Here is a 14413-nt window from a genome sequence, read left to right as displayed (position 1 = left end):
GATCTCGAAAAAGTGCGTTCGATATGGCGATAGTCCATCCCTTCATCTATTTCGTCCCCGCCATTGCCGGCGCTTATGTCCTCCACAAATTCATCCTTTATTTGCTCGATGCCGATTAGGCGCTGTTCACCGCTGCCGCTTCTGGGCCGGTTCCCACCTGATATCCCTTCTTCTCTGAATAGGTCGCAATAAATTTCACGTTATAAAATAAAATTCAAAGGCATTGACGGCTGCTCGGTTTCCGGCTATCCCAATTGACATGCAATAAATTACATCCAATAAAATTTATTGCGGACTAAGTCATTGTCCTTGGGAGGGGAATATGTTGGCTTTTCTGAAATCGACCGCTGCCGCGGGTGTTTTAGCCGTGGCGATTTCCGCTGGTGCCGGTTCACAGGCCGTTGCTGCGGGCAAGTTTGCCTGCGAGCCGGGTGAGACCTATGTGATGAACGTCATGGTTTCCAGCCACCCCTATTGGGTGCCGGTCTTCGAGGGGTTCAAGCAGGCCGCAAAGGCGCTCGGCTGCGAGGCCGTTTTCACCGGCACCCCGGAATATGACATCACCAAGCAGATCGCATCTTTCGAGCAGGAACTGGTGAAGAAGCCGAAAGGCATTCTGCTGCACCCGATGCAGGCCGATCCCTTTATCGAACCGATCAACAAGGCGATCGGCTCCGGCGTTTCGGTGACGACTTTTGCGGCGGATTCTCCGAAGTCGAAGCGCACCGCTTATATCACCTCTGACAATGTTGCCGAGGCGAAATTCGCGGCTGACGAAATCGTCAAGAAACTCGGCGAAAAAGGTGAATATGCCGTTCTGGAAAATCCGGGACAGAGCAACCACGATCTGCGCGTCACGGCCCTCATCGACTATATGGGGCGCACCTATCCGCAGATGAAGCTGGTCGGCCGTCAGGCGACCAATCAGGATTCGAACCTTGCCTACCAGGCGGTCGGCGCATTGCTGCAGGCCAACCCCAATCTGGGTGCCCTGTGGATTCCCGAAGCCGGTTCGGCCGAAGGCGCGACGGCTGCGGTCCTTGAGGCGAAGAAGAAGGTCCTGATCCTGCATGCGGATATCACCCCGGCCACGCTGGAGCATATCAAGCAGGGCAATATCTACATGTCCATCAATCCCAATCAGGGGGTTCAGGGCTTCATGGGCTTCATGAACACGTTTCTCGGCGCCCATTCGGATCTGATCGACCCGTTCAACGACTACAAGGTTTCCGGCTTCAACCCGATGCAGGTTCCTTCGATGGACAATGGTTTCGCCGTCATCACCAAGGCGAACGCCGCCTCCTTCGATCTCAACGACTATATGAAGGGGCGCTGACGCGTCGCTCTGGACCCGGCGAGGTTTGCGCCTCGCCGGCCACAAGGGGAAGCAGGTTCGGGAGGGCGTTATGGGTGAGGTCATCCTCAGCATGACGAATATTCACAAGGCGTTTGGCCCCGTGCGGGCGCTGCGCAATGCGGCGCTGGAGCTGCGGCGCGGCGAAATCCACGCGCTGGCGGGTGAAAACGGTGCCGGCAAGTCGACGCTGATGCATATCATCGACGGCATTCTGCAGCCGGATGGCGGGGAAATCGTGCTGGATGGCAAAACGGTCAAGATATCCTCGCCCAATGCGGCGAACCGGCTCGGCATCGGTTTCGTGCATCAGGAGATCGCGCTCTGCCCGGAGATTTCGGTCGCCGAAAACATGTTCATGTCGCAGACCGGCCAAAGCCGTTCCTGGTTCATGAATTATCGCGATCTGGAAAAGCGGGCGGCAAAGGTGCTGCGGGAGATCGGCGATATAGATCCCGCCCGAAGGGCCGGCGACCTGTCGATTTCGCAGCAGCAGATCGTCGAGATCGCCAAGGCACTGACGCTCGATTGCCGTATCCTGATCCTCGACGAGCCGACGGCGGCACTCACCGAGACCGAGGCGCAGACGCTTTTCAAGATCATGCACCGGCTGGCGGCGCGCGGTATCGCCATCATCTATATTTCTCACCGCATGGCGGAGATTTTCGAGCATTGCGACCGCATCACCGTCATGCGCGACGGCTGCCATATCAGGACGGAGAATATTGCCGATATTTCCCCGGAAGAAGTCGTCAACAGCATGGTCGGGCGGGTTCTCGACAAGCTCTATCCGCCAAAGCTTTCGGACGATGAAAAATCGGACGACGTCATTCTCTCGGTTCGGGGCCTGAATGAAGGAAGGCGCGTTTTCGATGTCGATTTCGACCTGCGCCGGGGCGAAATTCTTGGGCTCGCCGGGCTGATCGGCGCGGGCCGCAGCGAGATTGCGCGGGCCGTCTGTCGGCTGGAGGGAAAACCGAGAGGCGAGGTTACGCTGCGTGGCCGGCCGCTGAAGCTGAAAGACTATCGGGACAGCATCCGCGAGGGGCTGGTCTATCTCTCCGAGGATCGCAAGGGTGACGGACTGTTCCTCAACATGTCCATCGCTTCCAATGTTTCCGCACTCGATATCGGCAGGATATCGAACGGCATGGGCTTCATCGAGCGGCGCAAGGAGATGAAGCGCGCCGACGAACTCGGGCGCCGGCTGAAATTGCGCGCAAACAGCGTTGGTGATGCCGTCTCGACCTTGAGCGGCGGCAACCAGCAGAAGGTGGCGCTGGCCAAGATGCTGTCGGTGGAGCCGGAGGTCATCTTTCTGGACGAGCCGACACGCGGGGTGGATGTGGGCGCCAAAGCGGAAATCCACCGCCAGATACGGGAACTGGCGCGTGAAGGGGTCGGCGTGGTCGTCATCTCCTCGGAATTGCCGGAACTCATCGGCGTCAGCGACCGCGTGCTGGTCGTGCGCGAGGGGCGGATCACGGGTGAGGTCGAGGGCGACGACATGACGGAGGAAAAGATCATGCAGCTCGCATCGATCAATATTGTGCATAGCCCGGAAAGGGCCTGAGGGAGCGGGAAAATGGCAACATCGGAAACACCTTCAAGCCTTGCCGAGACGGCGGTTCGCCGCGCGGCCTGGTGGGAGCCGGCGCTCAAGGCGCGGGAAACCGGGCTGATCGTTATCATCCTCGCGCTTTTTGCGGTGATGTCGTTCATATCGCCGTATTTTCTGACCGTGGACAATCTACGGGCCATGGCCATGGTCTTCGCCATCGAAAGCATCGTCGTGGTGGGCATGACGATCCTGCTGATCTCCGGCGGCATCGATCTTTCCGTCGGCTCCGTGACGGCGCTTGCGATGGTGGCGGCCGGCTGGCTCTTCCTCAACGGCATCGACCCATGGGTGGCGGCGGGCCTCGCAATCTGCCTCACGACGCTGATCGGCATGGCCATGGGATTCCTGACCACCGTCATCGGCCTGCATCATTTCATCGTATCGCTCGGCGTCATGGTGATTGCGCGCGGTGTATGCCTGCTGGCAACGGGCGGGCGGCCGCTTGGGCTCTATTCCCTGCCGCCGGAATTCAAGTTCATCGGTCAGGGCGCGCTTGGCGGCATTCCGCTGGTTCTCATCATCTTCGCGGTGGTGGTTGTCGCTTTCGATCTGCTGCTGCGACGCACGACAGCCTTCCGCAAGGTGTTCTATACCGGCAGCAATCCGAAGGCCGCGGCTTATTCCGGCATCCGCGTCGGCCGGGTGGTGTTTGCCACCACCACGCTCTGCTCGATGCTGTGCGGTGTTGCAGGCGTTATCTATATGGCCCGTTTCGGCTCTGCCCAGCCAAGCTTCGGCGTCGGTATGGAACTTAACGTGATTGCGGCGGCGGTCATCGGCGGCGCGAGCCTTTCGGGCGGCTCGGGCACCATTCTCGGCGCGATCCTTGGGGCGATCCTTCTTTCGGTGGTTTCCAGCTCGCTTGCCTTGCTCAATGTGTCTGTCTACTGGCAGGACATCATCAGGGGCAGCATATTGCTGACTGCGGTCCTGTTCGACCACTATCTGGTCAGGCGCCGCCGTTGAGCGCGCGTCGCTCGCCCGAGGGTAACTGGAGAAAGACGACCATGCTGGATATCAAGGACGATTTCGATCAACAGAGGCAGATGTATTCCGTCCTGGTGCTGCATTTCATCGAGGGTGTGAAGCAGTCGGAAATCGCCGAACGGCTCAATCTTTCCCATACCAAGGTGAACCGCATGATTGCAGCCGGCCGCAAGGCGGGCATGGTGAAGATCACCATCGCCAGCCCCTATCAGAGGCTGGTGGACCTCGAAAACGAGATCACCCGCCGTTTCGACCTCAGGCAGTCGGTCGTAACGCCAACGGTCTCCGATAATTCGGAAACCGTCTTGCAGATGGTCGGGCGGGTGGCTGCCAACCATTTGCTGGAGACCATTCGTGATGGTGACGTGATTGCGATTACCGGCGGCAAGGCGGTAAGTGCCGTTGTCGATAACCTGGAAACGGAGCGCCGTTTCGATGTGCGGGTGGTGCCGCTGACCGGCGGCGTGCAGGGCAAGCACTACACGGACGTCAATCATCTCGCCACGCAACTGGCGGAGAAACTCGGCGGCAGCGCGTCGCTCGTGCATGCACCGCTGTTTGCCGAGGATGAGGAACAGCGCGACCTCCTGATGAATGTCGCATCGATCCGCGAGGTGTTCGATCTGGCGCGGCAGGCGCAGGTGGCGCTGGTCGGCATCGGCTCGGTGGAGGCACCCGGTTCCGGCTATTACGATCTTCTGCCGGATGCGGCCCGTGGCGGGCAGGCGCTGGTGGATGCGGGCATTGCCGGCGAGTTTCTCGCCCATCTCACAATGGCGGACGGACAGCTGGCGCGCATCGATCTCAACTCACGTGTGGTGGCGCTGGACCCCGGGCAACTTGCCCGGTGCCCGAATATCATCGGTGTGGCGGCAGGCGCCATCAAGGCCGGACCTGTAGCGGCCACGCTTGCCGGTCGCTATCTGACCTCGCTCGTCGTGGATGAGGCGATAGCCGGCTATTTACTGGATCATGAAGGAGGGGAAACCTCGTGACGGACAATGCAATATTGACCCGGACGATCGGCGGCAGCGGCATCAGCGCTTCCGTGGTGGGGCTTGGCACCTGGGCCATTGGCGGCTGGATGTGGGGCGGCACAGACGAACGGCAATCCATCGCCGCCATTCAGGCCTCCATCGATGCGGGTATTTCCCTCATCGACACCGCGCCGGCCTATGGCATGGGGCTTGCGGAAACCATCGTCGGCAAGGCGATAGCCGGCAGGCGCGACAAGGTGGTGCTGGTCACGAAATGCGGGCTCGTCTGGCATGTGAATGAGGGTGCCTATTTTTTCCATCAGGACGGCAAACCGGTTCACCGTTATCTCGGCGCCGCTTCCATTCGTTACGAGGTCGAAGAAAGCCTGAAGCGGCTCGGAACTGACTATATCGATCACTACGTGACCCATTGGCAGGATGCCACGACGCCGATTGCCGAAACGGTCGGGGCTTTGGTGCGGCTGAAGGAGGAGGGGAAGATCCGCTCCATCGGAGCAAGCAACGTCTCGCCCGGCGATCTCGAGGCCTATATCGCCACCGGCGCGCTGGATGGCATTCAGGAAGAATATTCCATGGTGAAGCGGGATATCGAGACGACGCTGCTGCCGCTTTGCCGGAAGAATGCCGTCTCGGTTCTCAGCTATTCATCGCTGGCGCTCGGTCTCCTGTCGGGCAAGGTCGGGCCTGAGCGGGTCTTTGCAGAAGACGACCAGCGCCACGGCAACCCGCGCTTCAGCCAGGCGAACCGTCAGAAAATCGCGCGGTTGATGGGCGTGCTGGAACCGGTGGCGGCCGCCCACGGGGCCTCGGTCGCGCAGGTGGTGATTGCCTGGACGATTGCCCAGCCGGGCATAACATTTTCGCTGTGCGGCGCACGCGATCCGGATCAGGCGGTTGAAAACGCCGCCGCGGCGCGTCTTCGTCTCACGGAGAGTGAGCTGGCGCTCATCCGTGCCGGTGTCGCGGAGCATCTTGGGGGGGCTCGATACCTGATTATGTAGCTGGGACGGGATTTCAGGCGAGCAGCGCATAATTTTCGTCCCGTCTCTCACGTCGCTTTAAACGGTCAACAACATTGGGACGCTGGTCATCCGCCAGCGAACGGTATTTCTATGCCCAGTTTTCGCGAGGACGCTCTGCGCCGCATCCGGCTCGATGGTGATTTTGATGCCGTCGTTATCGGCGGCGGCATCAACGGAATTGCCGCCTATCGCGATCTCGCCTTGCAGGGGCTGCGGGTGCTGTTGGTCGAGCGCAACGATTTCTCCTCCGGTTGCAGCGCCGCACCCTCGCGCATGATCCATGGCGGCCTGCGTTATCTCGAAAATGGTGAATTCGGCCTCGTGGCAGAGTCTTTGCGGGAGCGGGATGCACTTTTGAGGCTCGCGCCGCATATGGTTCATCCGCTGCCGACCACGATCCCGATCTTTTCGACTTTCAGCGGCCTGTTCAATGCGGCGGCAACCTTTGCCGGCTCCGGCGGAAAACCCGCAAGCCGGGGCGCTCTCGCCATCAAGGCGGGTCTGATGCTCTATGATTTCGTCACCCGCAAAAACCGTATCCTGCCCCGTCACACATTTCGCGGCGCACCGGCGACCTTGCAGCATTGGCCGGATCTGACGCCGGACATCAGATATTCCGCTACCTATTACGATGCGTGGATCAGCCAGCCCGAACGGCTTGCACTGGAGCTTCTGATCGACACCTGTGCCGATGCGCCGCAAAGCATTGCGCTCAATTATGCGGAGCTTGTCCGTTTTGACGATGAATATCGTCTTCGGCTGGAGGACAAGGATGAAACCTTCACCGTGCGCCCAAGGATCATTGTCAATGCGACCGGCGCCTGGATCGACGAGACGATTGGCGCGCTGACCGTTGCCCCGGCGGCGGAGACAGTAAAAGCAACGGTTTCCGGAACCAAGGGTTCACATCTGATCATCGCCAACGAGGCACTTTTGAAGGCCCTGAATGGCCATATGATCTTCTTCGAGAATGACGATAATCGCGTCTGTATCCTCTTTCCCTATCTCGGCCGGGTTCTCGCAGGCTCCACCGATATCAAGGTGGATCGCCCCGAGCGGGTGCGCTGCGAGCCCGAGGAACGGGATTATATTCTGGACGCGATCCGCCAGGTCTTTCCGCAGATTACCATCGCCCATTCCGACATCGTCTTCAGTTTCAGCGGCATACGCCCGTTGCCGCGCAGCGACGCCGCCTTCACCGGAAGAATATCCCGCAGTCATTTCATCCACCGCGTTGCGGGTGATCCGCCGCAGCTCTGCATGATCGGCGGCAAGTGGACCACTTTCAGAGCTTTTGGCGAACAGGTGACCGACGAGGCTCTGGCCTTTCTCGGACGCAGACGGCTGACCGGCACCATGGATCGCCCGATCGGCGGCGGCAGGAATTTTCCCATTGACGCCGGTAGCCTGCCCGCCTTGCTGATGGAAGAGTTTTCGATTGCCAGAGACCGGGCGGAGCATCTGGCTCTGGCTTACGGTTCCCGCGCCTTCGATCTGATGGGCTTTTGCCAGGACCGTGCGGATGATGCGCCGCTTTCAGAAAAATCGCCGATCACGGCCGCGGAGGTGGCCTGGCTGATCCGCTTCGAACACGTGCGACACCTGACTGATCTCGTCCTGCGGCGCACGACGCTCGCCATCACCGGCGTCATCGATGCCGATCTTATCGACGCGATCCTCGCCGTTGCGGCCCGCGAGCTGGGCTGGCCGCCCGCCCAGGCGGCGGCGGAACGGCAGCGGCTTATCCATGAGCTGGAGACTTTTTATGGGGTCACGCCGGCAATGCTTCAACACAGATGCAAGGAGAATGCATGATGATGCGGATTTCGAAAAAGGCGCGCATGAACCGGCTGTTCCGTAATGGCGGCTGCCTGGATGTGGCCATTGATCACGGGGTTTGCAACGAGCCGAGCTTCCTCGTCGGGCTGGAGGATATGGCGCAGACCGTGGACAGGCTGGTCGAGGCTGGTCCCGATGCCATCCAGATGGCCTATGGGCAGGCGGATCTGCTGCAGCAGAGGCCGGAGCGCGACAAGCCGGCTCTCGTCATGCGTATCGATATGGGCAATCCCTATAATTCCACGCGCCACAGAACCATGTGGTCGCAGCTCCAGAACCATCATGATCCGATCATCGGTGCGTTGGAAATGGATGCCGCCTGCGTTGTCGTGAACCTGTTCATGCTGCCGGACGAGCCGGACCTGTTTCGTCAATGCGTCGAAAACATCAGTCGTGTGCGGGCCGATTGCCATCGTTTCGGCATGCCGCTGATGATCGAGCCGCTGGTGATGCTGCCCAACGATGTGCGCGGCGGTTATCAGGTGGATGGCGACGCGGAAAAGATCGTGACGCTGGTACGCCTTGCCTCGGAAATGGGAGCCGATATCATCAAGGCCGATCCGACCAGCGATCCGCGTGATTTTCACAGGGTGATCGAAGCGGCGCGGTGCCCGGTGCTGGTGCGGGGCGGGGGACGTGAGGACTTGCGTAATGTGCTGGCGAAATCGGCGGCTCTGGTGGCCGAGGGTGCGAACGGAATGGTTTACGGGCGCAATATCTACCAGCACGACAATCCCAAGGCCGTCGTTGCGGCGTTGATGGCCATCATCCATCAGGGTGCGGGTGGTGAGGAAGCATGGGATATCTATAATCGTGGCTGATAAAAATCACATATTGGGTCTCGATGTCGGCAACACGGTTATCAAGGCGGTGTTGTTCAACACGGCAGGCCGGCAGGTTGCGCAACACGCCATCGATGGACAGTCGACATTCCCCCAGCCCGGCTATGTCGAGCGCGATCTCGAGGAATTGTGGCGGAACGGCTGCGAGGCGATCCGCCAGCTTCTGGTGAAATCGTCCGTCGATCCCCGCAGCATCCTGGCTGTGGGCTGCGCCGGCCACGGCAATGGCCTTTACCTTCTGGACAGGGACCGGCAGCCTCTGATCGGCATCCAGTCGCTCGACAGCCGCGCTGCCGATGTGGCAGCCGAGCTTGACCAGAAAAGCGGAGCACAATTGCAGGCCCGTTGCCTGCAGCGGCCATGGCCCGCGCAAACACCCAGCCTTCTGGCTTGGGTGAAGCGACATGCACCCGATCTCTATGCCCAGACCGGCACGGTCCTGTTCTGCAAGGATTTCGTCAATTTCCGTCTGACGGGGTGCCTTGCCAATGATATTTCCGATCTCAGCGGGGCGGGGCTGCTTGCCTTGCCGGAAGCGCAGCTCGACCGCGCGCTTCTGTCGCTTTACGATCTTGAGGACGCGTTCGCGTTTTTCCCCCGTCACGTGGAATCGGCTGACATTGTCGGCCATGTCACGAGCGAGGCTGCGGCTATGACGGGGCTGTCCGAAGGCACGCCCGTCATCGGCGGTTTCTTCGATGTGGTCTCCAGCGCCATGGGGTCGGGCGTCATCAATGCCGGGGAAGCCTCCATCATCGCCGGCACCTGGAGCATCAACCAGGTTTTCGCGGATAAGCCGGTCATCAGTCCCGATGTCTTCATGGTCACGACCTTTGGCTGTAACCGCTATGTCAATATCGAATCCAGCGCCACTTCCGCCGCCAATCTGGAATGGTACGTGCACCGTGTTCGCGGTGACCATGGCGACCACGCCTTTGAGCGCTGCAACGAATTGGTCGGCTCCGTCACGCCGCGCGCTGACGATCCGTTCTTTCATCCGTTCATTTTCGGCTCGCGACTGGGTGCGGAATTCCGTGGCGGCTTTTACGGTTTGGCGGGGTGGCATGGCGAAGGCCATATGTTGCGCGCCCTGTTTGAAGGCGTGTGTTTCGAACACCGCCGCCATATCGGTGTCCTGCGCGACGCGGGAGTGCCGGTTGAAAGCGCCGTGATGTCCGGCGGCGGTTCGCGCAGCCAGCATTGGCCGCAGATCATGGCGGACGTTCTGGAAATTCCGCTGCGCGTCGCGGAGGCCCGCGAGACGGGCGCGCTCGGGGCGGCCATTGGTGCGGCTGTGGCGATTGGGCTTTATCCTGATTATGAGGAGGCGGTTGCGGCGATGACACGGGTCGCAAATGCTTACCGGCCGGATGCCGCGCAAGTCTCGCACTATCGGCGACGCTACGGTCTCTATCAGGAATTGACCGGACAGTTGCGTGGCTTCTGGAGCGCTTTGCGGTTACCGCAATAGTTCCCGGCTTCGGTAGGGCGCAATCGCGTGCGCCCGCATCAAGCAGAGCCCTGCGCAGAGAGCAAATATCTGCGCAGGACAAGAAAAAATCGCGCAATAGTTTGTATATACTCTAATATTACAACTTTATAAAGTATTGATGCTTTCTGTGCCGATTAAAAGATAAAATAGAAAGTAATTTTTAAACATAACTTCATAATCTTATCCTCCAGCCCGGTCGCCAACAGTTGCGTACGCACCCGTAACTCTCGCTACCGTCGCGGCACAGTTTTTGGGGGATGGGGCATGCTTTTTAAATCGACAACAGGGCGGAATATTTTTGCGGTCGCCGCATGCGGTGTCTTTGCTACGATCGCGGCCTCGGCCGTGCTGTTTTATCGGTCGCTTGAGGATACGAGGGCCAACAGTCTCGAGCGTATGCGGCAGATCGCCCATACTGAAGCTCTGGTGACCGAAAAGAATATCGGCGGCACCATTCATATCGTCAACAGCCTTGCCTCGGTTCTGGAATCGATGAAACAGTCAGGTGATGCCGACCGGGGTAAGGCCGATCGGATCATTCACCACATGCTGGCAAATAACCCCGATATCCTGGGTCTCTGGACGGGATGGGAGCCAAATGCGTTTGACGGCAAGGATGCGGATTTCGCCAACAGGGAAGGGCATGATGCGACCGGTCGGTATATACCCTATTGGGTGCGCAGCGGAGGTAAAATAGGCAATACCGCATTGACCGACTATGCCACTGCAGGCCCGGGCGATTATTATCAATTGCCCTTCACCCTGAAGAAAACGGTGGTCGTGGAACCCTATCCTTACGCAATCGACGGCAAGGAGGTTCTGATTACTTCGATTGCCAAGCCGGTTATGGTCGACGGCAAGCCTGTGGGGGTTGCCGGCCTCGACCTGTCGCTCGATGAAACGAGCAAGGCGCTTTCGACCGTGCGGCCCATGGGAACGGGTTTCGTCAGTCTGGTCAGCGGCGGCGGCAAGATCATCAGCCATCCGGATGCGGCGATCATGGGGAAAAGCCTCGCGGATGGCGGTGCGCAGACCGCTGACTGGGACCAGTTGATTGCCAATCCCGGTGCGGAGCGTGAGGTCGCTGCACCGGACGGAACGGCGTCCTTTGCCATCGCCTTGCCCGTCATGCTTACCCAGGACATGAAATGGTACGCAATCATCTCGGTGCCGGAAGAAACGGTGTTTGCGCAGCTGCATGCCATGATGCGTGACGCTGCGGTCACGATCGTCACGGCCACCGTGCTGTTGGCGCTGGCGGGATGGTTCATTGCGCGGCGGTTCATCGCGCGCATCGCCAATATCATCGATGAGACCGCCCAGATTGCACAGGGAAATCTTCAGCTGACGTTGAAGGATATCGGGACAAGGGACGAAATCGGCGATCTTGCCCGCTCGCTTGATGTTCTGCGCGAAAACAATCGGCAAAAGGCCTCGCTGGAGCAGCAGGCCGAAACCAACCGCACGCTTGGCGAAGAAGAACGTGCGGCCAGGGAACGCAAGGCTGCCGATGAGGCGGGCAGCATCCGCTTTGCCGTCGACAGCCTGGCTTATGCTCTGGCGAAGCTTGCCGACGGCGATGTGTCCTGTCGGATCGACGATCCCTTTGTCGAGCAGCTCGACGCGGTGCGGAGCGATTTTAACGGCTCGGCCGGAAAATTGCAGGATGCGCTTCTGCGGGTATCGGAAAATGCCTCCGGCATCGACGCCGGCGCCAATGAAATCAAGGCGGCGTCCGATGATCTGGCGCGGCGAACCGAGCAGCAGGCGGCGGCCGTTGAAGAAACCGCCGCGGCCCTCGAGGAGATTACGACAACGGTAAAGGATGCCGCGAACCGCGCACATGAGGCGGGCCGGCTCGTTTCCCGCACACGCATCGGGGCGGAACGGTCGGGCGAGGTCGTGCGTCAGGCCGTGCTGGCGATGGAGCGGATCGAGAAATCGTCGAGCGAGATTTCCAGCATCATCGGCGTGATCGACGAGATCGCCTTCCAGACGAATTTGCTGGCGCTCAATGCCGGGGTGGAAGCGGCGCGTGCCGGCGAGGCGGGCAAGGGTTTTGCCGTGGTGGCGCAGGAGGTGCGTGAACTTGCCCAACGCTCCGCCGCTGCGGCGAAGGAAATCAAGTCGCTGATTACCAAGTCGAACCAGCAGGTCGAAGAGGGCGTGCATCTCGTCGGCGATACCGGCAAGGCGCTCGACGTCATCGTCGCGGAAGTGCGGGAGATCAACCAGCATGTCGCCGCGATCGTGGAATCCGCGCAGGAACAGTCGTCCGGCCTTCAGCAGATCAACGTCGCCGTCAACCATATGGATCAGGACACGCAGAAAAATGCCGCGATGGTCGAGGAGATGACTGCCGCAAGCCACACGCTGGCAACGGAGGTTGACGCGCTGAACCGGTTGCTCGGCCAGTTCGAGCTCGGTCAGCGAATAGATACCCATCGGGGTTCTCTGAGGGCGGCCTGATTGGCCGCCTTGTGCGGTTCTCACGGCCGGCGCGCTGGTGGGGATGACAGGGAAATGGAAGATGGACTTTGTCTGCAAATTGAGCATCTTATTCCTGCAAGCAGTAATGGGATGATCAACAGCAGATGGATATCAGGCGCCTGAAATCGTTTATCACGATTGTCGACATGGGTAGCATCACAAGAGCGGCCGATGTGCTGCATATTGCCCAGCCGGCGCTTAGCCAGCAGCTGGCGAGCATCGAGGAGCATTTCCGCCAGAAACTGCTGACCCGAAGCCAGCAGGGTGTCGTCATGACCGATGCCGGCAAGGTCGTGTACCGGCACGCGCAGGTGATTTTGCGGCAGATGGAGCAGGCGCAGGCGGAGGCGCTGGAAGCGGGCGCCGTGCTTTCCGGCAAGGTATCGGTGGGCCTTGCGCCCTTCAGCAGCGCCGCCACGCTTTCGCTGCGTCTGATGGAGGAAACCAAGCGGCTTCATCCCGGCATTCTGCTGCATATCACGGAAAGCGTCAGCCAGCCCTATAGCCAGATGATCATGAACGGGCGTCTGGAAATGGGCTTGATCCACGGCACCGGGCCGATCCGGGGCGTCAAGTTCACGCCGCTATTGCGGGAGGAATTTGTGTTGGTCGTGCATCGCAGCTTCGGTGTGGAACCGGGCGATGCGCCGATCACGGTCGCCGATCTGGCGTTTTTGCCCTTCCTTCTACCGCCGACCTATAATTTCGTGCGTCGCGCCATCAATCTCGCCTTCACCCGCAGCCGCAAGGATCTGATCGTCATGGCGGAGCTGGAATCGGTCAGGACCATCGCACGCGGCGTGGATGCCGGGCTCGGCGCGACCATAACGCCCAAGGCCATTGCCGACCGTATCGTGGCGGAATCCAATGAGGAAATCGTCGTCAGGCAGATCGCCAGCCCAATGATCGAGGAAACGCTGTCCTTCTGCGTATCGGACAATACGCCGCTCTCCGAGCCTGCGCTTGCCGTGAAGGAGATATTGCTGCAACTGGCGGAGACCCTGAAATAAAAGGGTCCGGTCCGGCTTTCAAACCACGCGCGGGACCAGTCGCTTGGTCCCGCGCATGGAAAAGATCAAAGCATTGATTCCTTGCGGCAGTTCACCAGCAATTCGGCCACCGAAAGGTTGTTCGGCAGGCGAAGCAGGGTTTCCACCATTTCGGCGAGATCTTCCGGCTGGGTCATGTCCTCGCGGCTGACTTCCGTTTCGCCTGCTGTCATGTCTGTTGCGATATAGCCGGGGCAGAGGGCGGTGGCGCGCACGCCGCTGTCCCACAATTCCTGGCGGATGCCATGGGTGAGGGCGACGACGGCGAATTTCGTCATCGCATAACCGACATTGGAGCCAACGCGGCGTCCCGCCAGCGAAGCGACATTGATGACCCTGCCTTGCCCTGCCCGGACCAGGTGTGGGATGGCGGCGCGGGTGACCCTGAGCGGGCCCTTGACGTTGATGCGCCACATCTGGTCGAGGCTTTCTTCGCCCGCATCCATCACCCGCACCTTGGGGTTTATGCCGGCACAATTGACCAGCCCGTCGATCCTGCCATATCTGGCCGCAACGGCGTCAACCCAAGCCTCCGCCGATCCCGCCTCTTCCGCATCGTAGCGATCGGCCGAGAGCCGGTCCTTCACCGCAACGGCGGCAGGATTTCGCGCTCCCGCCGCGACGGTGAAACCGGCTTCGTGAAGCCTTTTGGCGATCGCGAGACCAAGACCCCGCGATGCGCCTGAAACCATGATGACACGGCCACTTCCTCCCAACAT

Annotated in this window: 11 protein-coding genes; 10 read left to right on the top strand and 1 reads right to left on the bottom strand. The window is 60.1% G+C overall.

The features are described 5' to 3' along the window. Nucleotides 1–322 precede the first annotated feature (322 nt). From ACIQUH_RS15225 to ACIQUH_RS15180, 10 genes are all read left to right on the top strand, one after another. Nucleotides 323–1336 carry a substrate-binding domain-containing protein gene (locus ACIQUH_RS15225; protein ID WP_400816477.1) on the top strand — a complete coding sequence of 338 codons (1014 nt, stop codon included), beginning with the start codon at nt 323–325 and terminating at the stop codon, nt 1334–1336. A 70-nt stretch (nt 1337–1406) separates the two neighbouring features. Further along, nucleotides 1407–2927 (top strand): sugar ABC transporter ATP-binding protein, encoded by a 1521-nt coding sequence (locus ACIQUH_RS15220; RefSeq protein WP_400816475.1) that lies wholly within the window; start codon nt 1407–1409, stop codon nt 2925–2927. A gap of 12 nt (nt 2928–2939) precedes the next feature. Beyond that, nucleotides 2940–3941, top strand: coding sequence for an ABC transporter permease (locus ACIQUH_RS15215; RefSeq protein ID WP_400816473.1), 1002 nt, complete (start codon nt 2940–2942; stop codon nt 3939–3941). Nucleotides 3942–3982: 41 nt separating this feature from the next. Then, nucleotides 3983–4957, top strand: coding sequence for a sugar-binding transcriptional regulator (locus tag ACIQUH_RS15210; RefSeq protein ID WP_400816471.1), 975 nt, complete (start codon nt 3983–3985; stop codon nt 4955–4957). Next, entirely contained in the window at nt 4954–5961 is a 1008-nt protein-coding gene (locus ACIQUH_RS15205; protein WP_400816469.1) for an aldo/keto reductase, read from the top strand. The genes ACIQUH_RS15210 and ACIQUH_RS15205 overlap by 4 nt, the downstream gene beginning before the upstream one ends. A 111-nt stretch (nt 5962–6072) precedes the next feature. Then, nucleotides 6073–7797, top strand: a complete 1725-nt coding sequence (locus ACIQUH_RS15200) for an FAD-dependent oxidoreductase (protein ID WP_400816467.1) — start codon at nt 6073–6075, stop codon at nt 7795–7797. Between the two features lie 2 nt (nt 7798–7799). Further along, nucleotides 7800–8642 carry a class I fructose-bisphosphate aldolase gene (locus ACIQUH_RS15195; protein WP_400816588.1) on the top strand — a complete coding sequence of 281 codons (843 nt, stop codon included), beginning with the start codon at nt 7800–7802 and terminating at the stop codon, nt 8640–8642. Next, a complete protein-coding gene (locus ACIQUH_RS15190; RefSeq protein WP_400816465.1) occupies nt 8635–10134 on the top strand; it encodes an FGGY-family carbohydrate kinase in 1500 nt (499 codons plus the stop codon). Before ACIQUH_RS15195 ends, ACIQUH_RS15190 begins: the two co-directional genes overlap by 8 nt. Before the next feature lie 285 nt (nt 10135–10419). Beyond that, nucleotides 10420–12624 (top strand): methyl-accepting chemotaxis protein, encoded by a 2205-nt coding sequence (locus ACIQUH_RS15185; protein WP_400816463.1) that lies wholly within the window; start codon nt 10420–10422, stop codon nt 12622–12624. Between the two features lie 125 nt (nt 12625–12749). After that, nucleotides 12750–13655, top strand: a complete 906-nt coding sequence (locus ACIQUH_RS15180; protein ID WP_003505935.1) for a LysR substrate-binding domain-containing protein — start codon at nt 12750–12752, stop codon at nt 13653–13655. A gap of 65 nt (nt 13656–13720) precedes the next feature. Here the strand turns inward: ACIQUH_RS15180 and ACIQUH_RS15175 are convergent, their stop codons facing one another. Further along, the gene (locus ACIQUH_RS15175) at nt 13721–14413 is read right to left on the bottom strand and encodes an SDR family NAD(P)-dependent oxidoreductase (RefSeq protein WP_400816460.1); all 693 of its coding nucleotides are present in this window, start codon (nt 14411–14413) and stop codon (nt 13721–13723) included.

It is taken from the genome of Agrobacterium sp. NPDC090283 (assembly GCF_044769685.1).
GTDB lineage: Bacteria > Pseudomonadota > Alphaproteobacteria > Rhizobiales > Rhizobiaceae > Agrobacterium.
The sequence above is the reverse complement of the archived record's forward strand: the minus strand, read 5'-3'. Positions and strand labels throughout refer to the sequence as shown.